Source organism: Acinetobacter sp. AG1 (assembly GCF_001005525.1).
Lineage (GTDB): Bacteria > Pseudomonadota > Gammaproteobacteria > Pseudomonadales > Moraxellaceae > Acinetobacter > Acinetobacter modestus.
In genome coordinates, this window is record NZ_LBMZ01000093.1 from 1 (window position 1) to 24,907 (window position 24,907).

The window sequence follows — 24,907 nt, forward strand, 5'->3', positions numbered from 1 at the left end:
TTTATTTAAGTGAACATTTTTTAGACTGATCAGTTACTTTTTATCTATTTTCTTTGTCGATAAGAACTTTTTTTAAACAATTAAGTTAAGTAGAATGTGTCTCTTGCTTCACATTTTTTGGCATTTTTGATTGAAAATACGGTTTATTAGTAAAAAAGTACAATTACTGTTGCTTTTAGCGTCAATCGCTACGAGCCAGATTTGTTACGCCATTTCAAATCATAATTTTTATGAATTAGCATTAACCATATTGAGTTATAGCAAGTGGTCGAATACATCTCGCCCAATTATTTGTGTAATAGATAATGCTGAGGCTTCGAATCAATTTCAGTCCAATATTAAACAACTTGGATATGACTATCAGGTGCAGGCTGTTAATTCAAAAGATTTTCAAAAAACAGAATGTCATGTTGTGTATTTCTCAACAACAACACCGCAACAACAACAAAACTTGATTCAAGCTTATCCATCGCGTTCATTACTGTCATTAAGTATTAATAATCCAGCATGTGAAATCGGCAGTATTTTCTGTTTATACAACAAAAAGACCTCTTCTACATTTAAAGTAAATCTAGATGCTTTGAGTTACTCCAAAGTTCATATCGACCCCCGAGTCTTAATCTTGGCGAAGAATACGGAGTAATTAAAGTGATTTCGAATTTATATCAATCTACTTCGCTACATGCTTTATTCCGTAAATCTCAATTTACGATTTTTGCAATTACTTTTTTAATTTGCTCTTGTACTTTTGCAACAATTTCCATGTTTACCATGGAAACTTATGCTAAACAGAATTTGCAACTATTAAGTCAAACCGTACTTGAACGTATTCAACCTGCTGTCGTTTTTAAAGATAAAGGTGCTATTGATCAAATCTTAGCTGACTATACAACCGATCATGCTATTCGCAGTATTCATGTGTATGACCCAGAACATCAATTATTAGCAGAAAGTACTAAGCAAATAGCGCATACCTCATTTTTACAGAGCATATTAGATCGTTGGTTCTTGCACGACCCAATTAAACTTATTGTGATGCATCATAAGAAAAAAGTTGGTGAATTGGTTTTATATGGTAGTTCTGAAAACATTTTACATTTTTTAAAGACCATCATTATTGGCTTAGCCATATCAATGTTTTTTATCGTGATTGCACTTTTATGGTCCGTTAATCTTACCTATCGCCAAATCATGCAAGCGATCAAACCATTAACCCATATTGCTCAATTAGTGAGTGATCAGAAAGCTTACAACTTACGTTTTCCAAATAACCATATTAAAGAGTTTCAAAATCTTAATACGGTATTTAATGAGCTCTTAGAGGAAATACAAGTTTGGCATACTCATTTACAGAAAGAGAATCTCCAACTTTCATTTCAAGCTCATCATGATCAGCTAACAGGCTTACCTAATCGACACTATTTTTATGAAGAATTGCTCAATATTTTTAAAAATAAGCAATTTCGTCACAATTCAGCACTGATTTTCATAGATAATAATAAGTTTAAAGCAATTAATGATCATTATGGTCATCTTGCTGGTGATGCGGTATTAAGAGAAATGGCAAATCGATTAATGCAGTCTGTCAGACAAGAAGACTTTATTGCTCGTTTGGGTGGTGATGAATTCGCAATCATTTTGCATACCATCCATCATTCTGATTACTTACAAACAATCGCTGAAGGTTTACTAGCAAGTTGTGATGAGCCTTTGGATTTTAACGGTCAACTTATCCATTTTAGCTTTAGTTTAGGGATTGCATTTTCACAGTTTGCAGACAATCCAGATGATTTAGTCATGCAAGCAGATCAAGCAATGTATAAAGCTAAAAATTTAAATCCACATTGGTTTCTTTATAAACCAGAAATTTAGGACATGTTATGCGCGCTCACACTTTTAAGATCTCCTTTGTAGCATTACTCTGCCTAACATTGGCTGGCTGTTTAAGTTTTGGTCCTTTGAAATATCGTCAAGTCAAAATGCTAAAAAAAGAAGGTTTCGTTTTAACAGAAGAAGGCTGGAGTCTGGGTCTGCCTGAACGTTTACTTTTCGACTTTAATAAAGCAGATATTAAACCTGAAAATCAAAGAGAAATCGTTCGTCTTGCCAATCAACTAAACAAATATGATCTGCAAAAATTAAAAGTTGTGGGTCACACTGATGATATTGGTAATCCTGAATATAACCAGAAATTGTCTGAAGAACGTGCTCAAAGTGTTTCTTCGATTTTCATTCATCAGGGTTTCAAACCCAATAATGTCACTGTGATTGGTCGTGGTGCAAGCCAACCTTTCGTGCCAAATACGTCTGATGAGAACCGCGCGAATAACCGCCGAGTTACGATTATTATTATTCCTTAACTTCTAATTTTTTCAAAAAGCCAACTATTTAAAGTTGGCTTTTTTAATTTATATGAGTTCAATAATATCAATGGTCGGTGGAACTCGAAATCGAAATGGAACGCCAACCATTCCAGTTCCAACTGTTACAAATACATCAGCGTGTTCATGTGTATAAAAACCTTTTTTGTGCCCTAAAATAGACACTTTTTTCATAATATACGTTGTAATCCAAGGAAGTTCTATTTGCCCTCCATGTGTATGACCAGCCAGCATTAATGGTCGTGTAGGTAATGCTGGCACCATATCTACTGTATCAGGGTTATGAGATAAAATGAGCCATGGTTTATCTTGTGGTAAGTCTGGCATAAATCGCATATTTGCTTTACCCGCCCATAAATCACCAATTCCAATTAAGCGAAACTCATCAAAATCGATAATCTGCCCTTCTATATCAATCACATTATTCTGCTCTAATGCATCTTTTAATAATGTTTGTATCGGTGGACCAGGATACTGCTCATCATGGTTACCAGGGACAGAATATACTGGGGCATGAATTTGTTTTAGTACTGAGAGTTCCTGAATCAAGCGATTCTCAGGCTCATAAGTCCAATCGCCTGCAACCACCACAATATCTGGTTTAGCTTCATTTAACTTTTTAACAATGCTTTTTAATTGACGTTCATGACCAGAAAACAATCCCACATGCATATCTGCAATTAAGGCCACTTTAACAGGTCGAATAAAATCACGATCTGGATTTAAACGGTATTGATGATGGTGAATATGAACCATATGTGGTTCAATAAATCGTGCATAAATCAATATGCTCGTTAAAAGGAAAACAAAAATACTCTCATGTAAACTGTAAAACTTAGACCAACCTGCATACAAGGTAAAAAACCAGAGAGGAACTAACAAATAAGAAAGATAAAATGCAGCTAGATGTACAAAAGCTTTGAAAGGATGAATCGTTTCAGTTCTTGCTTGATGAATCCATGCCTGAGCGAATGCCCACAAGGCTAAAACAATAAAAATAATATAAAAAACTAATATAACTGTGTCCGAATTCGACATTACCACTCTCATTAATCTGACATTAGGGCATACATCGCATCTCATATTTATAATTTTTGATGAAATGCTATACTCAAGTCCAACTTTTAATCAGTAAAGATTATGACGCAATTTTCTCATCTAAATCGCAAACATACAAAAATAAGTACAACTACTTACAATAAAAGTATGCTTGCGATTTATTGCAGTATTGCGATCACAATCACAGGATGCAGCACACTACCTAAACATAAAATAGAGCCAATACAACAATCTAACATTCAACAATTAGAAATAAATCAGACAACTTTGGCTCAGATCATTCAACCTTTAGAACAACAAAATCCTGGATTGACTGGTTATCACGTTTTATTTGAACCCCTAGAAGCGTTAGCAGCACGACTACGTTTAATTGATAAGGCCGAGAAAACCTTAGATTTGCAATATTATATTTGGGACAATGACAAAGTAGGTGCTCTTGCTTTGCATGCGCTGATTCGCGCAGCAGATCGTGGTGTCAAAGTGCGATTACTTATTGATGATAATAACGCAAAAAAAACTGAAGGAATCTTCTTAGCTCTAGCACAGCATCCAAATATTGAAGTTAAATTATTCAATCCCTATCGTTTTCGCAAATACCGTGCGCTTGATATGGTTTTAGACTTAAAACGAATCAACCGCAGAATGCATAACAAAAGTTTTATTGCAGACCAACAAGTTGCCTTGATTGGTGGACGTAATATGACGAATCAATACTACAACGTGAGTGATAACTATCAGTTTTCTGATGTCGATGTGATGTTGGTGGGCAAAGCGGTCAATGACATTTCACAGTCTTTTGACGAATACTGGAATCATAGTTACGCTTACGATGTAAGGGAAATTGTCAATCAAAATGCTCATCGCTTAAGCTATGAGAGCCTAAAACAGCAACTTGATGAGCATTATAAGAGAGCAACAGTACAGAATTATCTTGATCTGACTGGCAACTCACAGGCAATTGATTCAATTATCAGTCGGGATATTCCTTTAAACTGGGTAAAAGCTGAAGTTGTAAAAGACTCTCCTGACAAAATTAAATCAAAAGCCAAAAAACAAGAACACCTTAATTTCCAATTGATTAATCATTTAGAACAACCTGAAAAAAATATTGACCTCATCTCAGCTTACTTTGTGCCTGAAAAAAAGGGGGCTAAAATTCTCAACGATCTTGCAAAAGATGGAATCGAGGTTCGAGTGCTCACAAACTCATTTCAGGCAAACGATGTCGCTGTTGTTCATGCATTTTATGGAAAATATCGTCAGGATTTACTGGAACATGGTGTACAGCTATATGAGTTTCTTCCAGCATTAAATAAAAATGATCTCGATAAACATACCGAAGAACTCGCGAAGAAAGCAAAAGTAAATATCAAAGGACTAAGCCGTTCCAGTTTACATGCCAAACTGATGGCGCTAGATGAAAAGCAAGTTTTTATTGGCTCATTTAATTTTGATCCACGCTCTGCCTATCTGAACACTGAAATTGGCGTGCTTTTAGATAGCCCACCTTTAGCGCAGGCTGTTCATGCGACTATGGACCAAAACCTAAGTAAATATGCCTATAAATTAGTGTTAGATGCCAATAAAAAAATTACATGGCGACGTGAAACACCACAAGGTCCTGTCATCTACACGAAAGAACCTCGAATGAAATGGTGGCAGAAGGCAGGCATGAAAATTATTTCATGGCTGCCAATTGAAGGCTTTATGTAATTTAAAACGATTATTGTTATGGCTGAGTATTTAAAACTTTGCTTTGTAACTCAAGCAGCCCTGCTCGCATTTGACGATCAACTTCTTTAGTTAAGCTATCTACCGTATGGTCTGTTACAGGAATTGCAGGTAGGGTCAATAAATGTGCGGTAACTTTTGGCATTTCTAAAACACGTTGTACATGTTCTGCAAAAGACATTTCACCAATAAATGGTGCGACTAGATCTAATTCACCTTGCTGATTGACATAGCAAATCACACAAATTTGAACTGGACGTTGCGCGTCAATGGCAGCACCCAATAAGCGCCCATGTACTTTTTTGACCTGACGACCATCTGTAGTTGTGGCTTCTGGAAAGAACAAAACTGGAATATCTTGTTTTAAAAACTCTGTAATTTGTTCTTTTATTCGAATTGAGTCACCAGAACCACGCTTAATAAATAAGGTTCCACCGCCTTTTGCTAGATTACCCAAAATAGGCCATTTTTCGACTTCTGCTTTTGCTAAGAAGAAAATACGTGCTCCAGAGCCAAGTACAGCAACATCTAACCAAGAAATATGATTACTCACCCAAAGCGCTGGTTCTCGTGGAATAGTGCCATGAATCTGCACTTCGATATTAAAAACTTCGCATAAACGGCGGCAAAAATACTGAACATAACGCGTATTCGTTGGATTATTCGGATCCTTGTATAAACCGTGTCGATAAATGAGATAAAAACCTTCACCAATTGTTTCTAGACCTGAGGCTAATTTTTTACTATACAAGCTCAATTTAGAGATTAAATTTAATGGTGTGTTATTTGCTGCTGTTGCTTCTTGAGTCATAAATCATTAAAACCGTACGCATGTATGCACATTGCATTGAACTAGCTCACTTATATCATGCCCGTATCTATTTATAAAAGTTACCACCATGAGAAAAAACGAATGTGAATATAATTATTTTCAATTTTAAAAGGTTTTTTAAATTAAATATCATAAATAAATCGAATTAATAAATTAAGAGGTCATATGATGAATCCTCAACACACAACATCTCATAATCAAGTGAATATTCCTTATGGCTATGCTTTAAGAATATTTTTTGGCTGGTCAATTTTATATATCGGCACACTCGTTGGTTTTATCAAACTTCTTCATCATCATGTCATATAAATCCATGAAGCCTTTGCCCTTTGCTTGAAGTTTATTCTAGAATAAGGCTTCAATACTCAGGATATGATAACAGCGTGGAATTTTTTGAGCGGCAACAAGGTGGTGAACGAGCAATTTTAGTCAGTGTTTCTGTGCAGTTACTCGATGACCTTGATGCTGAAGAGTTTCGATTGCTCGCTCAATCCGCTGGTGCTGAAATTCTTGAACATATTTCTGTACAAAGAAATAAACCAGATCCTAAATTTTTTATTGGCTCAGGTAAAGTTGATGAAATCGCAGAATTAGTTCAGCAGCTAGAAGCTGAATTGGTCATCTTTGATCACTCTCTTTCACCAGCTCAAGAACGTAATTTAGAAAGAATTTTAAAATGCCGTGTAATTGATCGCACAGGGCTTATTTTAGATATCTTCGCATTACGGGCGCGTACACATGAAGGAAAATTACAAGTTGAACTTGCCCAACTTAAGCATTTATCAACGCGTTTAATTCGAGGCTTCACAGGTAATTTAGAACAACAAAAAGGTGGGATTGGTCTACGTGGTCCTGGTGAATCACAACTTGAAACTGACCGCCGACTCATCAAAGTACGTATTACCCAACTGAAAGACAAATTGGTTAAAGTTCAACAGACTCGATTACAAGGTCGTGCCGCACGCCAAAAAGCAGCAATTCCAACGATTTCTTTGGTTGGTTATACCAACGCCGGTAAATCGACACTGTTTAATATTTTAGCCCAAAGTGATGTCTATGCAGCAGACCAACTTTTTGCAACACTCGATCCAACCTTACGTCGTCTAGAATGGGATGGTATTGGTACTGTCGTACTCGCAGATACAGTTGGATTTGTGAGAAATTTACAGCATGATTTGGTTGAATCTTTCAAAGCGACCTTAGAAGAAACACTAGAAGCGACCTTACTTTTGCATGTAATTGACAGCAGTAGCCCTAACATGCCTGAACAAATCGAAGCAGTGGAATCTGTGCTGAAAGAAATTGGAGCCGATGCACCGATTCTTCATGTTTACAATAAAATTGATCTCAGCGGTGATACGGCAAAAATCATTTATAAAGCAGCAGATTTACCTGATCGCGTTTATGTTTCTGCGCATTCGGGGCAGGGATTGGATTTACTAAGCCAAGCTGTTCAACAATGCCTCATGGGACAGTTACAACATTTCGACTTAGTTCTCAAACCCGCTTACGGTAAACTACGCACACAACTTTATACACTCAATGTCATTCAAACTGAACAATATGATGAGCAAGGTGATTTGCATTTATCAGTTTGTATTGCTCCACAAAAATTGCATCAACTGATCAAACAAGCACATCTACCATTAGATGAAATTCTTGGAAACCAAGCAGCTTTATTTCACAGGCCTTTGGAAGAATTTGAAAAGTAAGCATCAATGTAATAATCGTTCATAAGTGAGAGTTAGAAAAAAGATGAAAGAAATTGATTGGACAGCTTGGTTTTGCACGATTCTATTAATTATTGTATTTCGTGAAGGTGCTGTTGCTATTACCACGGTCTTTCATCATCCAGAATTAGGTAATCTCGTCGGACTGATCAGCTTACTTGCAACTTTATTAATTTGGAGAAGATTTAGAAAAATCTCTAATCGTCTTATAGATACCAACAACAAAATCATGAAAGAAAGTGCTTTTGCATTTTTGCCGATCTGTGCTGGCTCCTTGATCATGTTGGTACATTTAGGCAAAGAAATTCCAATCTTTTTATTTGTCTTAACCCTGAGTACTTTATTGCCATTGTGGATTTACGCCAAAATGGCGAAACGCTGGTTATAGGAGTTCATGAATATGTTGATGGTTATATATGGATTCGTGATTACATTAATCAGTTATCTCATCGCAAAACCTTTAAACAAAAAAATTCCACAAATTCCATTAATTGTTTTTGCGATGTTTATCGTGATTGGGCTACTCGCAATTTTGGGTATTCCTTATGAACATTACATGAATAATGTGAATAGTATATTTAATCATTTACTTGGCTACGTTACTGTGGCTTTAGCCATCCCTTTAGCTGCGATGCGTTATGATGATTTGCCAATTAAATCAATGATTGGCATTTTGTGTTTTGCAAGTATCAGTGCAGTTGCATTACCGATGGGACTTGCATATTTATTACACATGTCAGAACCAACAATTATGGCTTTTGCGACCCGAGCTGTAACGACGCCTATTGCTCTGAATATTGCCACACTATTACATGCTCCTCTGATGATGGTATCGCTGATTGTGATTTTATCTGGAGTCATTGGCGCCGCATTTTCTCCGTGGATTTTAAAACATATCCATGATGAACGGGCTTCAGGCTTAGCTTTAGGTTTGGCTGCTCATGCAATTGGTACAGCACAAGCATGGCAGCGAGGCCCTGTTACAGGTCGTTATGCTGCTTTTGGTATGGCTGTAAATGGTGTATTTACTGCTATATGGCTACCCACTTTTATTTTGTCTCTTTCTTAATTTGTCACACAGATGTCAATTAATATTGAACTAGTTGTCAAAAATCCTACATAATGAAAGTTCAAACGTTAAAAGGATTTTTAATGATGGGCAAACAATTATTAGGCGCGTTGATTCTCTCTGCGGTAAGCAGTTTTAGCTTTGCAGAAGATATTACAGGTATGTGGCAAAGTATCGATGACAAAACTGGCGCACCAAAAGCTTTGGTTGAGATTCGTCAAGAAGCGAACGGTACTTATGCGGGTAAGATTGTAAAGATTACTCCACGAGCAGGTTACACACCTAAAGAAATATGTGTGGACTGTCCTGCACCATATACCAACAAACCAATTTTAGGCTTAGATGTTATGACAGGCTTAAAACATGGTGAAGGAATTAACTACGTTAATGGACGTATCCTAGATCCAAATACAGGTAAAGTTTATAGTATGAAAGCAAAATTAAGTTCAAATGGTAAACGTTTACACTTACGTGGCTATCTTGGGATATCTGCATTAGGTCGTAATCAGATCTGGATTCGCGCAGAATAAAATTTTAGAGCTATCAATTGCGCCAGCCATCTCCGTATTTGATCAAATTGATCACGGTTTAGCACTATAAAACACCTTTTTTTCGTTCTGAATGAAAGGTGTTTTTTCTTAAACATTAAAAAAAAAATTCATTGAAATTTCAATTATTAAAAAAATACACAAATGTAAAATAATGATTGAATGTGTTATTAGAAATCCGAAATAATAGAGAGACAATAATAGTGGCTGAGTAGCTTAACATGTACACAAAACTGATTACGTTTTTCTTCTTATTTAGTCTTAGCCATCTGACTTTTGCACAGGATATTATAGGTACTTGGCAAAGTATTGATGATCTAACTGGAGCACCCAAAGGGCAAGTTGAAATCACCCAAGAAGCCGATGGGACATATATTGGTAAAATCACTAAAATTACGCCACGCACAGGTTATATACCAAAAGAATTTTGTACGGGCTGCCCTGCTCCTTACACCAACAAACCTATCCTCGGTTTGACTGTTATCACCAAGTTAAAGCATAAAAAAGACTTATCTTATTCTGGTGGCAAAATCTTAGATCCAAACAGTGGTCGTATTTATAGTCTTGCAGCAAAAGTAAGTAACAATGGACAACGTTTACACTTACGAGGATATGTAGGCGTATCAGTATTAGGTCGTAGTCAAATTTGGATTCGTGTGAATAATTAAAAATCTAATCAATAAAAAAGCCCTCAAATTGAGGGCTTTTTTATATTTCTATAACTGTAGTTTAATGGCTTTGCAACTTTGCGTAGTCAATCAAAACATTTGCAGCTTCTGTAATAAAGGTTTCTTCTTCTGGCAATGCTGGTCGTGCATAAGCTTTCATTTTGGCACGTGACTCAATTAATGCATCAATCGAAGCCTGATAGCTTTCCCAGTTGGCATAAGGTGCCTGACCTGTCGCTATACGACGCTGATTTTCAGCATTGAGTGTTTGCTTTTCTAAATCAATTAGCTCAGCCCGACGCTGAGCAATATCTAACTCAACTTTTTTCTGATCAGAACTTTTTTGTGCAATCAGTTTTCGAGCTTCTAAATAATTAAATTGTGAATCAGCTTTCACCCGCTGTTCAGAAGATTGGGTAAGCTTAGCAATATACGGTTGTACAGAACCTTCGCGTTTGAAAGGTGCTGTTGGAATGGTATCCCATTTCAATGCATTTTTAGCTTTACGCTCACCAAACTCCTCATTGTAAATATCAACAAGTTTGATATCAGGAATCACGCCTTTGTTCTGCGTACTTCCACCCGTGACACGATAGAATTTACGTTGAGTTAGTGTTGCCTGACCATGTGCTAAGGAGTCTAGTTGAACCTGAGCGGTGCCTTTTCCTGTCGTAGTACTACCAATGATAATACCGCGCTCATAATCTTGGATTGCAGCAGAATAAATCTCACTCGCAGACGCAGATGCTAAGTTAACGAGCACAGCCATTGGCCCAGCATAAATTTGCTCTCCGCCATCAGTGTCTTCAAAGACATTCACATTACCATTGCCATCCCGAATTTGTACGACTGGACCAGACTTAATCACCTGACCCAGCATACGAGCAACTTCTTCTAATGAACCACCTGGGTCATTACGTAAATCAACCAGAACACCTTCTACTTTCTGTGCTTTGAGCGATTCAAATGCTTTTGCTGTATCTTCTGAAACTGAACGATATTCAGTACCAGCTCGACGTGAACGATAATCAAAATAGAAAGATGGAATTTCAATCACACCGAAAAGATGTTTTTTTCCATCACGTGTAATTTCAACTGTTCGTGAACGAACACCCGCATCCTCTTCCTGAATTACATCTCGGACTAAACTCACATTACGTGCTTGGCTCATGGAAGCACCCGCACCGAGTAAGCGAACCGTTACTTTAGTTCCACGCTTACCACGAATCAATCCAACAATTTCTGAACTCGACCAACCAATGACATCAATCATTTTTTCGCCATCTTGGGCAACGCCAATGATTCGATCTCCTGATTTGATTTGACCAGATTTACTCGCTGGCCCACCTTCAACAATGGTTTCAATCTTGGTGTAATCTTCATTGCCTCGTTCTGGGCGAATGGATACCCCAATGCCTTCAAGTTGCAATGTAGTCTGGCGATTTAACTCCATCGCATCAATAGGAGGGTAATAATTACTATGTGGATCGTAGGTTGCCAACATTGCATTTAATGTTTTATCTAAAACATCATCGCTCTTTACACGACCAATACGTTCAAGCTGGCGCGTATAACGTTTTGTCAGAGTTTGTACTGGTGTTAAATCCTCTGGACCAGTTAAATCCTGACCATTTGCAAGAGATGGATCTGCTTTCAAAGCTTTTTGCTTCGCCTGCTCTTCTTCTTTGCTAATCGTTAAATTAATTAACTGAGACACCAACATTCTCTGCCAATGCGCTTGTTGCTCGGCAGAGGTCTGAAAATAAGGCGCTTTTTCGCGATCAATATCAAGGTAAACACCTTTTTGCTGTAAATTTTGTGGCTTCTTCAATTCAGCCAACATAAATTCGTAGAACTGTTTCAAGCGTTCACGATATTGGGCATGAATCGCAAAAGGTCCCGTCAGGTTTCCTGCTTTTAATGAGCTACCAAAATTTGAACCATATTTATTTTTATATTCTGAAACTTCACTGCTCAGAAATAATGAATGATCTGGATCTAAGCTGTCCAAATACATATCTAGAATACGATTTGATGTCGCAGCATCTAAACGCATATTCAGATAATGCTGACGATCAACTAATGTTGCCAACTGGCGTGCGACCAATGCTTGTTCTTGTGATGGCTTGATCACGGTTGAAACAACAGGAGCTTCCGTTGCCGCAAATGCCTCATTCATTGTATGAGAAAAAAATAAACCACCAGTCGCGATTGCAACTGCACACGCTATCATTTGAAGTTTCATAAAATTTTGGTACTTCCTTGGATATGGCAATTATTACATGCTAGTACGATCAATATGAACATATTTTATTCAATATTTTTACCAAACTGTAGTACAGGTTGATCATTATAAATAAATGACCAACAAGCACTTATCATCAATATCATGTAGTTTTATCATATTCTGTACTGACAAAATGTAGCAAATCATTGCACAATTTAGCTATCGCTTTTTTACATCAAAATTCAAATGGAATCTATATGATCGGCGCATTGATGCTAGACGTTGCTGGCACAGAACTTACTCAAGAAGATATTGAACTATTACAAGCTCCGCAAGTCGGTGGCATGATTTTATTTGCACGAAATATTGAGTCTCCTCAACAAGTTCGCGCTTTAACTGATCATATGCGCCAAGTCCGTCCAGATATTCTGATTGCTGTCGATCAAGAAGGTGGGCGTGTTCAACGTTTAAGACAAGGCTTCACCTTGTTACCTGCAATGGGGCGACTTGGTGAACATTATGTACATCATCCTGAACAAGCAATTGAGTTAGCCCAACAATGTGGTTGGTTAATGGCAACCGAGGTTCTCGCCGTAGGTATCGATTTTAGTTTTGCTCCAGTCTTAGATCTCAATGATATTAGTGATGTGATTGGTGATCGAGGCTTTGCTAAAAATATGCAAGACATCGTTCCACTGGCTGATGCCTTTATGCGTGGAATGAAACAAGCAGGCATGGCAACAACTGGAAAACATTTCCCTGGACATGGTTCCGTAAAAGCTGATTCACATGTCGCTGCGGCGATTGATAGTCGCTCATATCAAGAAATTTACGACAAAGATATGCAAAGCTTTATCAAATTAATGCCTCAACTTGATGCTTTAATGCCTGCGCATGTGATTTATGATCAAGTCGATCCAAACCCGGCTGGCTTTTCTTCATTCTGGCTGCAAAATATCTTACGCCAGCAGTTCAAATTTGACGGCGTTTTGTTCTCTGATGATCTCAGTATGCAAGCCGCATGTGTTGCTGGTGGTGCTGATGCACGTATTCAAGCGGCATTAAATGCGGGTTGTGATATGGGATTGGTTTGTAATGATCGAACAGCAGCATGTACAGCTTTAGATGGCATTCAAAAATTGGCTTTACCAAATCAACAACGTCTAGAGCGTATGCGCGGTAAAATTCCAAACATCCAAGTGGGTTCAACACTAAATTTAGATCAAAATTGGCAGAACGTAAAAAAAGTCATTGAAGACTTTAAGAATTCGTTTTAACTTGCCAATAAGCAAAAGATGATTTAACACGCCATCTCTAATTGATCTATTTGAAAATGAATAGATCAATTTCCTCGCGCAAATGGGTTGTGCATGGGAACAGAATAAAATGAAAAAAATTGAGTCTAGGACAGATGACACAACAACTTTCGAAACACCGCCATATTTCGTTTACTGCACACTATACCGGCTATATTTGGTATCAAATGGGCATTTCCCACCCTGCATTAGCGACAACTAAAGGAAAAACACTAGCAGCCTTAGTCCATCCGATTGAAAGTTGGGCAGAAAAGTATGTTGGTGGAAGTATGCGAACAACGTTGAAACAACGCCATACCATGCTTGATACGCATTTAGAGCAATTGATTAAGCAATATCCAAACCTACAAGTACTTGAAATTGCATGTGGCTTATCGCCACGAGGTTGGTGGTTTAGACAGCATCACCCAGACATTTGCTATCGTGAACTTGACTTACCAGATATGGCCGCAACAAAACAAGCAGCTTTACAACAAATTGAACCACATGTTGATGATGTCCTATCAGTTGATTTATTTACAGAAGCATTTGCAAACGTATTTAAAGTCTTTGACCCTAAACGACCTTTGGTGATTATTAGTGAGGGCTTAATTAACTACTTTGAAAAGCCACTACTTCAGCAACTTATTCAAGCAATTGCGATCTATGGTCGCGACTTCAAAGAACTTCATTATTTAACAGATCTTTATCCCGAACCCACTCAAAATAAATTAGCAACCATTATCTGGAATAGTAGTCGTTTATTGAAATTAATGTCACGCAGCGCTTTTAGCTTCCACTTTAAGACACCAGCAGAGGTAGAGAATTTTTTTCATGAAGCCGGTTTTAAGCAAGTTGAAGTACTTCAACCTAAAGAGTTCTTTGAACAAACACGTTTAGAAAACAAGGAACAGCATCTCGGTGATCTTGTTTGGATGATTCGAGCCACCAATAAATAAAAGTCAAAAAAAAGAGAAGTGAATTCAAAACACTTCTCTTTTAAAATTCTATTAAAAATAATTAAATTTGTTTCTGACGCTCAATAAAACGAGACAAACGATCCGCAACGTCGAAACTACCGTGTTTAAACAAGATACGTAAACCCTGTTCGGTTGCCTCAAATGTTAAACATTCTATTTTAAACTCACCTTCTTCATCAGCTAAATGTAAGGCTAAATCTCGTGGATGCTGGCTAACAAAATCAAGCTGATCCAAATGATCAAGTTTTAGGTACACGCCAAAGAACGTAATATCTACAATCTTTACTGCTACTTCGGTATCTGAATGTCGATGTGATAATTTAGTGTCTGGTTTTAAAACAGGAATACGTTCTTCACCACGACGCTCAATGTTTTTCATCTGTTCGCGGTTCATTGGAATAATACCATCAAGATTGTCGATGGATTCTCCCTTTAAAAACGTAGTAAAAAGCGTCATCGTTTCTTTGCGGCGTTGTAATTGTGGCACATGGTCTGCATTGGCAATCAACGCAAATTCCATATTATTACATTGCAAAGCAAAGTCAGCATTTTCATGTGGCAAAGTAAAGCTATCGTACTGCCCTGCTGCAACAAGAGTTTTACACTGCGCAACCGGTACATTGCTTAAACGGAGTAGTCGATTGCAATTAATCTCGTAACGCTCACGTTCAGTTGCAGTAAACTCTGCCATCTGTCTAAAGAATAAACGTTTTGCCGTTGGAGACATACGAGTTTTATCAAGCTTCGCATGATTCACAAGATACAAAATAACTGCTTGCCCAAACTCCTCCATACGATCTTCACGCATCAAGTGTAAAGATTCCTCGAGCAGCATACGCCAGCTTTTACGGGTTTTTTGCATCACACCCATCAAGACCATGCGATCAATCAGTTCAGGACGTTGGTGTGCAAATGAAGATGCAACAACTGAACCCAACGACATGCCCATGACCGAAACTTTATCAATCCCAACAATATCAAGCCATTGACCCAACATTTTCGATAAATCTGGTAATTCAAGAATTCCTGCTGACTCGCCTGTATCCACATTTCGAATCTGCTGATTTGCGCCCATTGATGGTAAATCAATCAATATGACAGGCCCACTCTCAAAGAGTTGCTCAACACAATACTTATAAGAGTTAAAATTTTGAAATGCGCCCCCGACAATTACAATTGGCGTGTTGTAGATCGTCTTAGGATCTGCAATTGCCATATATTCAATTTTCCAACCATCTATCCATGTAGTACGCGCTGGTTGTTTAAAACTGTTTTTATTGTATATGTCGAAAAAACCAAACCCTGTGTAGGTATGGTTTAAATCCGAGTCCATTTGGATTATGGAATTCATATCCTTCCTCCATCCTTGTTTATTTTTTTGCTGTAATTAGTCTCATTTTTAGTGAGTTCTAGTTACAAGTTAACAAATTTATAAAATTTGTATTACATTTATCCTATACATTTTTCATTCTATACAAATGCATGATTTATACGCAATCATTTCCTTAACCACTTATCTTGTTTAGATCAATAATATTTTGCAAAATATGTAATCAGCTTGTAAATTCAATTTTAAATCAAAAGAACTGCTCAAAATTTACAATCTATAATTTTTTGAATTATCAGTTCAGCCTATTCATTGTTCAGCATTTGACTGTTACTATCATTATAAATATATGCAATCGTCAAAATGCTATGCAAGATTCTATTCAAAACTATATGCAACAGGTTGGTACTCAGGCACGTCAAGCGTCTCGTATCTTAATGAGCGCATCAACGCATCTAAAGAACCATGCTCTGTCTGCAATTTATACTGCTTTAGAAAATAATCAAGCACAAATTTTGGCAGCCAATCAAATTGATATGCAAAATGGTCACCAACGTCAATTAGATTCTGCCCTCCTTGATCGTCTTGAACTCACTCCTGCTCGCTTTAAAGGCATGCTACAAGGGTTAAAAGATGTTATTGCACTTGTTGACCCAATCGGTGAAATTACGGATTTAGCTTACCGTCCATCGGGTATCCAACTGGGTAAAATGCGGGTTCCTTTAGGTGTAATCGGCATGATCTACGAATCGAGACCGAATGTTACCCTTGAAGCCGCATCATTAGCACTAAAGTCAGGAAATGCCATTATTCTACGCGGCGGTTCAGAAGCGATTGAATCGAATAAAGCAATTGCAATAGCAATTCAACACGGTTTACAAATTGCAGGCTTACCTGAACATGCTGTTCAAGTGATTGATACACCTGACCGCGCAGCAGTAGGTCATTTAATCACAATGACTGAATTTGTAGACGTGATTGTTCCTCGTGGCGGTAAAAGCTTGATTGAACGTGTAACGAATGAAGCGCGTATTCCTGTGATTAAGCATTTAGATGGCAATTGCCATGTTTTTGTTGAAGCACAAGCAGATTTACAAAAAGCATTACCAATTGCGCTCAACTCAAAAACACATCGTTATGGCGTATGCAATGCGATGGAAACATTACTTGTTGATGAAGCAATTGCAGAAGATTTCCTGCCAAGTATTGCTGAACTATACGCAGATAAACAAGTTGAACTAAGAGGTTGTGCGGAAACACAACGTATCTTAGGTGAGTCTGTTAAAACAGCCACCGAAGAAGATTGGTACACTGAATATTTAGGTCCTATCCTTGCAATCAAAGTCGTTACAGGTATGGATGAAGCAATCGAACATATTAATAAATATGGTTCTCATCATACCGATGCGATTATTACTGAAAACTTTAGTCTAGCACGTGAGTTTCTCGCACGAGTTGATTCAAGTTCAGTCATGATCAATGCTTCAACCCGCTTTGCTGATGGCTTTGAATATGGTCTAGGTGCAGAAATAGGAATTTCAACAGACAAAATTCATGCACGTGGTCCAGTTGGTCTGGAAGGTCTAACCTCTCAGAAATGGATCGTATTTGGTGATGGTCAAATACGCCAATAAGGCATGTACATCCAAGTAAAACTCTGCACGATAAAGCTCATTTATTTGATCTTTATCGTGTTTTTCACATATTTTCATACAAAAACACTGATCAAAATAAACAGATTCATCCTAAGAAGTTTCTATTTACACTCTATAATCATTAGATTCAATTATAAATCAGTTGTATAGGCTAAAGTCTATCTTCGCCAATATGACAACCCATGTTAAAACATTGCACGTGATTGCTCTGCTCGACACGTTGCAGCAAGATCAAAAGTGTTCGTCATAAAATTTAAAATTTGTTAGGTGTTCAAACGTGGCTAAATCTGTACTTGTAATTAACTGTGGTTCATCTTCAATCAAATACGCGCTTATCTCAGAACGCCGTGAAGATCGTATTTATGGATTAGCAGAAAACTTAGGTTCTGCTGAAGCGCGTATCAAAGGCGTTACGATTGGTGGTGAACCACTTGAACTTTCGATTCCACATGCAGATCACGCCAAAGCACTTGAGACTCTTCTTGCACGTTTAGCGAACTACAATCCACAAGCGATTGGTCATCGTGTTGTTCATGGTGGCAATTTAACCAAAGCAGAACTATTAACACCTGAGATTGTAAGCCGCATCGAAGCTGCAACACCACTTGCACCTTTGCACAATCCTGCACATTTGATTGGGATTGAAGCAACCATGCGTTTGTTCCCTGAATTACCTCAGGTTGCTGTATTTGACACTGCATTCCATCAAACCATGCCTGAACATGCGTATCGTTATGCTTTACCGCAAAATTTATATACTGAACACCATGTCCGCCGCTATGGTTTCCATGGAACAAGCCACGCTTATGTGACTGAGCGTGCGAGTGAACTTGCTGGTGCAAAAAATCAAGGGGGCTGGCTCAGTGCTCACCTAGGAAATGGTAGTTCAACTTGTGCCGTTTGGAATGGTCAAAGTCTTGATACTTCTATGGGCATGACTCCATTAGAAGGTGTAGTGATGGGAACACGTAGTGGCGATGTTGACCCAAGCCTACATTTATTCCTTGCAAGTAATTTAGGCTGGAGCATCCAGAAAATTGACAGTATGTTGAATAAAGAAAGTGGCTTGCTTGGCTTATCTGGCCTTTCAAACGATATGCGTACTTTAGTTGAAGCTTCGGGTAATGGTCATGAAGGGGCAACACTTGCGATTGAAGTATTCTGCTATCGTTTAGCAAAATCATTATCTGCTTTGAGCTGTGGTTTGCCTCGTTTAGATGGTTTAGTTTTCACGGGCGGAATCGGTGAAAACTCAGCTTATGTTCGTGAAAAAACCTTGGCTTATCTACCACACTTTGGTTTGCAATTTAGTGCAGAAAAAAATAATGCTTTAGCACGCGGCACTGAAGGTCGAATCGATAATGGCACAGGTCCACAGATTTGGGTTGTACCTACAGACGAAGAAGGACGCATTGCGAAAGAAACGCGTCAAGTCGTTGAACAGCTCGCTTAATTCACAAAAATTTAGATAAATTTTAAGGTTCTTATGAATACGATTTTACTGATTCCAACAGGTGAAGGGGTTGGTCTTACATCTGCCTGTTTAGGAATGATCTACGCTTTAGACTGCAAAGGGATTAATGCTGGTTTTCTTAAACCATTTTCTCAATTAGCAGATTCAACCGTTGATCGCACTGCAACACTTTATCGTCATTTATTTCAACATCAATCTGTTGAACCGATTGCTTATGAAAAACTCACCCAGCTTCTTGGTTTAGGCGAAACAGATGAGCTACTTGAAGAAGCTGTTGCACTACATCGTAAAATCTCAGCCAATCACGATGTGATTATCGTCGAAGGTCTCGTACCTAATGGACAAGATCACTTTGCCAGTGAAATTAATGCCGCACTTGCACAAGCACTCGATGCGCAAGTTGTTTTGGTCAGCACAGCGGATTTAGCTGACCCACGTAAAACAGCTGAAAAAGTTGATGCACATTTGCGTCAATTCGGAGGTGCTGCATCAGCGCGCACCACAGGCGTTTTATTTATGCGAACCAAAGGCCTTCCTGAAGGTACAGCAGAAATCCCTGTCACACTTGATCCAAGTTTGCGTTTAGATAAGCAAATAGCTGAATTTTCAATACAATTACAACGTTACAATCGTTTTATTGGAACAAGTGAATTACCTATCATTGGTTTAGTGCCATTCAGTAATATTCTCAGCGTACCGCGTAGCTTAGATATTGTCACTGTTGTTAATGGAACTTGGTTAAATGAAGGTGAAGCAAAACAACGCCGTATTTTACATACCAGTTTAATCGCATCTGATATTGAAGCCGAATTACATAAATTTGTTGCTGGCGAACTCATCATTAGTGCATCTCAACGTACAGATGCCCTACTTGCAGCAAGTCTTGCAAGCAGTAATGGAATTCCTTTGGCGGGTTTAGTTTTAACTGAACAGGCTGCTCCAGCCGAGAATATTTTAGAATTTTGCCAAGGTGCTATTAAACAAGGTCTACCGATTTTACACACTTCGCTAGACACATTAGAAACAGCACAACGCCTATATCATTTTGGCAATGAAATTCCTGTAGATGATATTGAACGTGCTGAACAAGTGACGCGTTTTGTTTCAAGCCATCTTGATAATAGTTGGCTCGATCAACATACCCAGAACAACCTGAATCCACGATTATCTCCATCTGCATTCCGCTACGAGCTGGTACAAAAATCGATTGCTGCGAAAAAACGCATTGTACTACCTGAAGGTGATGAACCTCGTACTGTACAAGCCGCAGCGATTTGCCAATCACGTGGTATTGCTGAATGTATTTTATTAGCGAAACCTGAAGCTGTTGCTGAAGTTGCTAAAGCGCGTGGTATTCAGCTTCCAGCTGATTTGCAAATTATTGATCCCGATAGTATTCGTGACCAATATATTGAACCTATGGTTGAATTACGCAAAGGTAAGCTAGATGCATTACAAGCAAAAGCCCAGCTACAAGATACTGTAGTCCTTGGTACAATGATGTTAGCACTTGATCAAGTCGATGGCTTAGTATCTGGCGCAATTCATACAACTGCCAATACCGTTCGCCCTGCATTTCAATTGATTAAAACTGCCCCGAACTATTCACTAGTTTCATCAATCTTCTTTATGTTGTTGCCTGATGAAGTTTATGTCTACGGCGATTGTGCTATTAATCCAGATCCAAATGCTGAACAGCTTGCTGAAATTGCGATTCAATCTGCAGACTCTGCTAAAGCCTTTGGTCTTGATCCGCGTATTGCAATGATCAGTTATTCCACAGGCACGTCAGGCGCAGGTGCCGATGTTGAAAAAGTGGCTGAAGCAACCAAGATCGCCCAACAACGTCGTCCTGATTTACTGATTGATGGCCCTCTACAATATGATGCGGCTTCAGTTGAAAGCGTTGGACGTCAAAAAGCACCTGAATCTAAAGTTGCGGGTCGTGCCAATGTATTTATTTTCCCTGATCTCAATACTGGTAACACCACCTATAAAGCAGTACAACGTGCAGCGAATGTGGTAAGTGTCGGCCCAATGCTGCAAGGTTTAAACAAACCTGTGAATGACTTGTCTCGCGGTGCTTTGGTTGATGATATTGTATTTACCATTGCCTTAACGGCGATTCAGGCAAAACAACAAGACTAAACTCATATCGTTATATTAAAGCCATTAACTCATTCAAAAGTTAATGGCTTTTTTATTTATCCAGCAATCAAGCATTTTTTGAAGAACTTATACGCTTTAACTGCGGAATTTTTACAAAGAAAATCGCATTACCACATAAGATTAAGATCACTCCGATCACCGCATTCATTTGCCAGTGATAATCTTCCCAAACTGTTGAGATCAGCAAGGCAACTAAAGGAAATAACAAGGTACTATACGCGGCTTTGCCTGCCCCAATCCGTCCAACTAAATAGAAATAGGCAGTAAAACCAATCACTGAACCAAAGATGGCTAAATACAATAAAGCACTCACTGCACTGAATGACATACCGGGAAAAAAGTCATCCTGTCTTAACCATGAAATCACAGCCATCAACAACGAACCATACAACATGGCATACGCATTGGTGGTGAAAATATCCAGCCCATGTTTTTGATGGCGAGTACTGATCATATTTCCCAAAGAAAAACCATAGGTTCCTAAAATGCACAGTCCAATACCAATCAATGTATTGCTATTTAAAGTGGTGCCCACCACGTCATGCCAAAATAAGGCAATAATGCCAAGTACACCTAATAAGGCCGCAGGATAAAAGCGTGTCGACACCTGCTGGGCAAAGAAGAGTTTGGCGTTGATGGTGTTAAAAATGACCGCCATAGAGAAAATAACAGCCTCTAAACCGCTGCTGATATATTGCACCGCATAATAAAAACAGACGAAGTTAAAACCAAAAATACAACAGGCTTGCAGCATACAAAACAGATGATCTTTGCCAGCCAATTTCTGTAGCTTCCGACTCAAAGTGACAAAAGCAAATAACACTATGGCAGAAATAAAAAAACGCCAGAACACTGCGACACTGGCTGATATTCCACTTTGTTGCTGCAGACTAATCGCAATCCATGTTGTGCCCCAAATCACTACAACCAAACCATATAACAGCGCATTCATATCATTTAAACCAAACTCAATTACCTCGACAGCTATTTTGCTGGTTTTATCGTAATCATTACTTGCATCATCTTGCGGTGATTATCATGGATTTGCGTTTTTCTAGAATTTTTTTGACCAGATGACAAAACTGGCTGAACGTTTTACACTAAACTAGATGATATTTGGCACTGCGTATAGAAGATGAAATATCAGATTCTAGATCAATTACAGCAATACAAAGCGCAATTGCTCGACTCGGTTGAACTGGGTTCGGGTATGCAGTTGGCCATGTGGCAAAATAACCAAGATCGTGTCAGTGTCTGTAGCAATCACCATACCTTGAGTATGTATATTCAAGGCGGTTATGAAAGTTACCAAAAGACGCCGCAGGGTTGGCACAACGGTGGCGGCCCTGACCGTATGTGCCTGATGCCACAAGATTTCGAGTCCACTTGGGATCTCCGTGATCCACTCACCTTCGTACATCTTTACTATACTGAACAGCACTTACAACGTGTGGCAGAACAAGTCTGGGATCGCGAACCGAGTCAGATCATTTTAAATCCACAAATTTTTGTGGCTGACCCTCAAATTTCGATGATTTATCGGCACTTTTTACTCAATGGTGCATGGCAAGATCGTGAAAACCATTTGCAGATGAGTACCGCAACGACGCTATTACTCAATCATCTGATCAAAAATTATAGTCATGCCCAATGGCAAGCGCCTGAAGTCAAAGGGGGGCTCTCGCCTTATGTGCTTAAGCAATTATTGGAATGGATTGATCAACATCTCCATTTGAGTCTGACCTTGTCTGATCTGGCTCAACAAGCGCAACTCAGTGAATATCATTTTGCGCATATGTTTAAACAATCGATGCAGATGCCACCGCATCAATATGTGATGCAACGCCGTCTTGAGCGTGCTCATCAAGCACTTGAACAGACCGCAGCGAATCTGACAGAGATCGCAGTGCAATATGGATTTAGCTCAAGCAGCCATTTTAGCCATCGCTTTAAGAAACAGTTTGGCTATCCCCCATCTCAACTGAGAAAAAACTAAAATCCAAAGCACATCTTTTGTTGCTGCAATTTAGATCGAAGGCTCAGTTTAGACCTTTAGCCAAATCTAAGCTAAAACTCCCACATTCATTCCTTTTTGTCATATAATTTAGCCCGCCAGCTAATCGCCCGCTCAAGAGAAATTTGATATGACAACGATCATCAAACAAGATGACTTGATTACATCAATCAAGGATGCCCTGCAGTTTATTTCTTACTATCACCCACAAGACTTCATCCAAGCGATGAGCCGTGCTTACGATCGTGAAGAAAACAAAGCTGCAAAAGATGCTATTGCCCAAATCCTGATCAACTCACGTATGTGTGCTGAAGGTCACCGACCAATCTGTCAGGATACAGGGATTGTTAACGTTTTCCTTGAAGTTGGCTTAGACGTTAAATTTGATTTAACCATGAGCTTGGATGATGCTGTAAACGAAGGTGTACGCCAAGGTTACCTAGAGAACTCAAATGTACTCCGTGCGTCTGTTTTAGCAGATCCAGCTTTTGGTCGTAAAAACACCAAAGACAATACGCCTGCCGTAATTCACTACAAACTCGTTCCTGGTAATAAAGTTGATATTACCGTTGCAGCGAAGGGTGGCGGTTCAGAAAATAAATCTAAACTTGCGATGCTCAACCCATCTGATTCAATCGTGGATTGGGTGCTTAAAACTGTTCCAACCATGGGTGCAGGTTGGTGTCCACCAGGTATGCTCGGTATTGGTATCGGTGGTACTGCTGAAAAAGCCATGATGCTTGCAAAAGAAGCACTTATGGAAGAAATCAACATGGACGAATTACTTCGTCGTGGTCCACAAAGCAAAATGGAAGAACTCCGTATCGAGATCTTCGAGAAAGTAAATGCATTGGGTATTGGTGCACAAGGTCTTGGTGGTTTAACCACAGTTCTTGATATTAAAATCAAGGATTACCCATGCCATGCGGCAGGTAAGCCAGTCGGTATGATTCCAAACTGTGCTGCAACCCGTCACGCACACTTCCAGTTAGATGGCTCAGGTGTTGCACACATTCAAGCACCGAAACTTGAAGACTACCCTGCTGTAACGTGGGATTCATCTCAATCGAAGCGTGTAAATCTGGATACCATTACTCAAGAAGAAATGAATGCTTGGAAGCCAGGCGATACATTATTATTGAACGGTACCATTTATACAGGTCGTGATGCTGCACATAAGCGCATGGTCGACATGTTAAATAATGGCGAAGAACTTCCAGTCGATCTCAAAGGTAAATTCATTTACTACGTGGGTCCAGTCGATCCAGTTGGCGATGAAGTCGTTGGTCCTGCTGGCCCAACAACAGCAACTCGTATGGATAAGTTCACTCGCCAAGTTCTAGAAGCGACTGGTTTATTCGGTATGATTGGTAAAGCAGACCGTGGTCCTGCTGCAATTGAAGCGATCAAAGACAATCAAGCAACATACTTAATGGCTGTTGGTGGTGCTGCGTACCTCGTATCTAAAGCAGTTCGCGAGGCTGAAGTCGTTGCTTTTGCAGACTTAGGTATGGAAGCCATCTACAAATTCGTGGTTGAAGATATGCCTGTTTCTGTTGCAGTTGATGTGAATGGTACGTCAATCCATGCGACTGCGCCAAAAATCTGGCAAGCAAAAATTGGGAAAATTCCTGTTGTAGATGCTGCCGCTCAATAATACTTATACAATAATCTTAGCCGAATCATCGTATTCGGCTATTTTTTTGCCTAAAGCATCTGTTAAATTATAAAAAACAATAAGGATAACA

The 24,907-nt window shown here is 38.8% G+C and carries 22 protein-coding genes; 17 read left to right on the plus strand and 5 right to left on the minus strand.

The window, feature by feature from the left end; genetic code table 11:
• The first annotated feature begins 169 nt into the window (after positions 1–169).
• The 3 genes from AAV96_RS04025 to AAV96_RS04035 are packed head-to-tail and all read left to right on the plus strand — an operon-like array spanning position 170 to position 2,360.
• Positions 170–643, plus strand: coding sequence for a YfiR family protein (locus AAV96_RS04025; protein WP_034601049.1), 474 nt, complete (start codon positions 170–172; stop codon positions 641–643).
• 5 nt (positions 644–648) lie between these two features.
• The gene (locus tag AAV96_RS04030; protein WP_004660481.1) at positions 649–1,872 is read left to right on the plus strand and encodes a diguanylate cyclase domain-containing protein; all 1,224 of its coding nucleotides are present in this window, start codon (positions 649–651) and stop codon (positions 1,870–1,872) included.
• A gap of 8 nt (positions 1,873–1,880) precedes the next feature.
• Complete coding sequence (locus AAV96_RS04035) at positions 1,881–2,360, plus strand: OmpA family protein (protein WP_004660479.1); 480 nt, start codon at positions 1,881–1,883, stop codon at positions 2,358–2,360.
• A gap of 48 nt (positions 2,361–2,408) precedes the next feature.
• Here the strand turns inward: AAV96_RS04035 and AAV96_RS04040 are convergent, their stop codons facing one another.
• The gene (locus AAV96_RS04040) at positions 2,409–3,419 is read right to left on the minus strand and encodes a metallophosphoesterase (protein ID WP_046738399.1); all 1,011 of its coding nucleotides are present in this window, start codon (positions 3,417–3,419) and stop codon (positions 2,409–2,411) included.
• Between the two features lie 168 nt (positions 3,420–3,587).
• Here AAV96_RS04040 and AAV96_RS04045 point away from each other — a divergent pair, with 168 nt between their 5' ends.
• Positions 3,588–5,153 (plus strand): phospholipase D family protein, encoded by a 1,566-nt coding sequence (locus AAV96_RS04045; RefSeq protein WP_241306663.1) that lies wholly within the window; start codon positions 3,588–3,590, stop codon positions 5,151–5,153.
• Positions 5,154–5,169: 16 nt separating this feature from the next.
• Here AAV96_RS04045 and AAV96_RS04050 read toward each other — a convergent pair whose 3' ends face one another.
• Entirely contained in the window at positions 5,170–5,982 is an 813-nt protein-coding gene (locus AAV96_RS04050) for a lysophospholipid acyltransferase family protein (RefSeq protein WP_046738401.1), read from the minus strand.
• 189 nt (positions 5,983–6,171) lie between these two features.
• Here AAV96_RS04050 and AAV96_RS18225 point away from each other — a divergent pair, with 189 nt between their 5' ends.
• The 6 genes from AAV96_RS18225 (at position 6,172) to AAV96_RS04075 (ending at position 10,018) form a co-directional block, all read left to right on the plus strand.
• Positions 6,172–6,312, plus strand: a complete 141-nt coding sequence (locus AAV96_RS18225; protein ID WP_171249115.1) for a hypothetical protein — start codon at positions 6,172–6,174, stop codon at positions 6,310–6,312.
• Positions 6,313–6,386: 74 nt separating this feature from the next.
• Positions 6,387–7,715, plus strand: coding sequence for a ribosome rescue GTPase HflX (gene hflX / locus AAV96_RS04055; RefSeq protein ID WP_046738402.1), 1,329 nt, complete (start codon positions 6,387–6,389; stop codon positions 7,713–7,715).
• A 43-nt stretch (positions 7,716–7,758) separates the two neighbouring features.
• Positions 7,759–8,121 carry a hypothetical protein gene (locus AAV96_RS04060; RefSeq protein ID WP_004660470.1) on the plus strand — a complete coding sequence of 121 codons (363 nt, stop codon included), beginning with the start codon at positions 7,759–7,761 and terminating at the stop codon, positions 8,119–8,121.
• A gap of 12 nt (positions 8,122–8,133) precedes the next feature.
• Positions 8,134–8,802: an LrgB family protein gene (locus tag AAV96_RS04065; RefSeq protein ID WP_004660468.1), complete on the plus strand. Its 669-nt coding sequence runs from the start codon at positions 8,134–8,136 to the stop codon at positions 8,800–8,802.
• Between the two features lie 86 nt (positions 8,803–8,888).
• Positions 8,889–9,332, plus strand: a complete 444-nt coding sequence (locus AAV96_RS04070) for a DUF2147 domain-containing protein (protein ID WP_161794032.1) — start codon at positions 8,889–8,891, stop codon at positions 9,330–9,332.
• Between the two features lie 239 nt (positions 9,333–9,571).
• Positions 9,572–10,018, plus strand: coding sequence for a DUF2147 domain-containing protein (locus AAV96_RS04075; RefSeq protein ID WP_004660464.1), 447 nt, complete (start codon positions 9,572–9,574; stop codon positions 10,016–10,018).
• 61 nt (positions 10,019–10,079) lie between these two features.
• On the opposite strand, the gene AAV96_RS04080 is transcribed toward AAV96_RS04075, so the two are convergent.
• Positions 10,080–12,263 (minus strand): carboxy terminal-processing peptidase, encoded by a 2,184-nt coding sequence (locus AAV96_RS04080; RefSeq protein ID WP_004660463.1) that lies wholly within the window; start codon positions 12,261–12,263, stop codon positions 10,080–10,082.
• Between the two features lie 239 nt (positions 12,264–12,502).
• Between AAV96_RS04080 and nagZ the strand changes: the two genes are divergently transcribed.
• Together nagZ and AAV96_RS04090 are read left to right on the plus strand one after the other, a co-directional pair.
• On the plus strand, positions 12,503–13,522 hold the full coding sequence (gene nagZ, locus AAV96_RS04085) for a beta-N-acetylhexosaminidase (RefSeq protein ID WP_046738403.1): 1,020 nt from the start codon (positions 12,503–12,505) through the stop codon (positions 13,520–13,522).
• A 134-nt stretch (positions 13,523–13,656) separates the two neighbouring features.
• Positions 13,657–14,499, plus strand: a complete 843-nt coding sequence (locus tag AAV96_RS04090) for a class I SAM-dependent methyltransferase (RefSeq protein ID WP_046738404.1) — start codon at positions 13,657–13,659, stop codon at positions 14,497–14,499.
• A 61-nt stretch (positions 14,500–14,560) separates the two neighbouring features.
• On the opposite strand, the gene AAV96_RS04095 is transcribed toward AAV96_RS04090, so the two are convergent.
• The gene (locus AAV96_RS04095) at positions 14,561–15,871 is read right to left on the minus strand and encodes an alpha/beta fold hydrolase (protein WP_004660460.1); all 1,311 of its coding nucleotides are present in this window, start codon (positions 15,869–15,871) and stop codon (positions 14,561–14,563) included.
• Between the two features lie 344 nt (positions 15,872–16,215).
• Between AAV96_RS04095 and AAV96_RS04100 the strand changes: the two genes are divergently transcribed.
• From AAV96_RS04100 to pta, 3 genes are all read left to right on the plus strand, one after another.
• Complete coding sequence (locus AAV96_RS04100; protein ID WP_005219728.1) at positions 16,216–17,481, plus strand: glutamate-5-semialdehyde dehydrogenase; 1,266 nt, start codon at positions 16,216–16,218, stop codon at positions 17,479–17,481.
• Between the two features lie 298 nt (positions 17,482–17,779).
• Positions 17,780–18,955, plus strand: coding sequence for an acetate/propionate family kinase (locus AAV96_RS04105; RefSeq protein ID WP_004660458.1), 1,176 nt, complete (start codon positions 17,780–17,782; stop codon positions 18,953–18,955).
• Between the two features lie 33 nt (positions 18,956–18,988).
• The gene (gene pta / locus AAV96_RS04110) at positions 18,989–21,124 is read left to right on the plus strand and encodes a phosphate acetyltransferase (protein ID WP_046738405.1); all 2,136 of its coding nucleotides are present in this window, start codon (positions 18,989–18,991) and stop codon (positions 21,122–21,124) included.
• Positions 21,125–21,191: 67 nt separating this feature from the next.
• On the opposite strand, the gene AAV96_RS04115 is transcribed toward pta, so the two are convergent.
• On the minus strand, positions 21,192–22,097 hold the full coding sequence (locus AAV96_RS04115; RefSeq protein WP_046738406.1) for a DMT family transporter: 906 nt from the start codon (positions 22,095–22,097) through the stop codon (positions 21,192–21,194).
• A 183-nt stretch (positions 22,098–22,280) separates the two neighbouring features.
• On the opposite strand from AAV96_RS04115, the gene AAV96_RS04120 reads away from it, so the two are divergent.
• Complete coding sequence (locus AAV96_RS04120; RefSeq protein ID WP_046738407.1) at positions 22,281–23,141, plus strand: AraC family transcriptional regulator; 861 nt, start codon at positions 22,281–22,283, stop codon at positions 23,139–23,141.
• Positions 23,142–23,289: 148 nt separating this feature from the next.
• A complete protein-coding gene (locus AAV96_RS04125; RefSeq protein WP_046738408.1) occupies positions 23,290–24,816 on the plus strand; it encodes a fumarate hydratase in 1,527 nt (508 codons plus the stop codon).
• Positions 24,817–24,907: the final 91 nt, after the last annotated feature.

Bases quoted from the DNA above. Each gene is read 5' to 3' on its own strand.
- AAV96_RS04035 (WP_004660479.1), top strand. From the start codon at position 1,881: ATGCGCGCTCACACTTTTAAGATCTCCTTTGTAGCATTACTCTGCCTA.
- AAV96_RS04040 (WP_046738399.1), bottom strand. From the start codon at position 3,419: ATGTCGAATTCGGACACAGTTATATTAGTTTTTTATATTATTTTTATT.
- AAV96_RS04045 (WP_241306663.1), top strand. From the start codon at position 3,588: ATGCTTGCGATTTATTGCAGTATTGCGATCACAATCACAGGATGCAGC.
- AAV96_RS04050 (WP_046738401.1), bottom strand. From the start codon at position 5,982: ATGACTCAAGAAGCAACAGCAGCAAATAACACACCATTAAATTTAATC.
- AAV96_RS18225 (WP_171249115.1), top strand. From the start codon at position 6,172: ATGAATCCTCAACACACAACATCTCATAATCAAGTGAATATTCCTTAT.
- AAV96_RS04060 (WP_004660470.1), top strand. From the start codon at position 7,759: ATGAAAGAAATTGATTGGACAGCTTGGTTTTGCACGATTCTATTAATT.
- AAV96_RS04065 (WP_004660468.1), top strand. From the start codon at position 8,134: ATGTTGATGGTTATATATGGATTCGTGATTACATTAATCAGTTATCTC.
- AAV96_RS04070 (WP_161794032.1), top strand. From the start codon at position 8,889: ATGGGCAAACAATTATTAGGCGCGTTGATTCTCTCTGCGGTAAGCAGT.
- AAV96_RS04075 (WP_004660464.1), top strand. From the start codon at position 9,572: ATGTACACAAAACTGATTACGTTTTTCTTCTTATTTAGTCTTAGCCAT.
- AAV96_RS04080 (WP_004660463.1), bottom strand. From the start codon at position 12,263: ATGAAACTTCAAATGATAGCGTGTGCAGTTGCAATCGCGACTGGTGGT.
- nagZ (WP_046738403.1), top strand. From the start codon at position 12,503: ATGATCGGCGCATTGATGCTAGACGTTGCTGGCACAGAACTTACTCAA.
- AAV96_RS04090 (WP_046738404.1), top strand. From the start codon at position 13,657: ATGACACAACAACTTTCGAAACACCGCCATATTTCGTTTACTGCACAC.
- AAV96_RS04095 (WP_004660460.1), bottom strand. From the start codon at position 15,871: ATGAATTCCATAATCCAAATGGACTCGGATTTAAACCATACCTACACA.
- AAV96_RS04100 (WP_005219728.1), top strand. From the start codon at position 16,216: ATGCAAGATTCTATTCAAAACTATATGCAACAGGTTGGTACTCAGGCA.
- pta (WP_046738405.1), top strand. From the start codon at position 18,989: ATGAATACGATTTTACTGATTCCAACAGGTGAAGGGGTTGGTCTTACA.
- AAV96_RS04115 (WP_046738406.1), bottom strand. From the start codon at position 22,097: ATGAATGCGCTGTTATATGGTTTGGTTGTAGTGATTTGGGGCACAACA.
- AAV96_RS04120 (WP_046738407.1), top strand. From the start codon at position 22,281: ATGAAATATCAGATTCTAGATCAATTACAGCAATACAAAGCGCAATTG.
- AAV96_RS04125 (WP_046738408.1), top strand. From the start codon at position 23,290: ATGACAACGATCATCAAACAAGATGACTTGATTACATCAATCAAGGAT.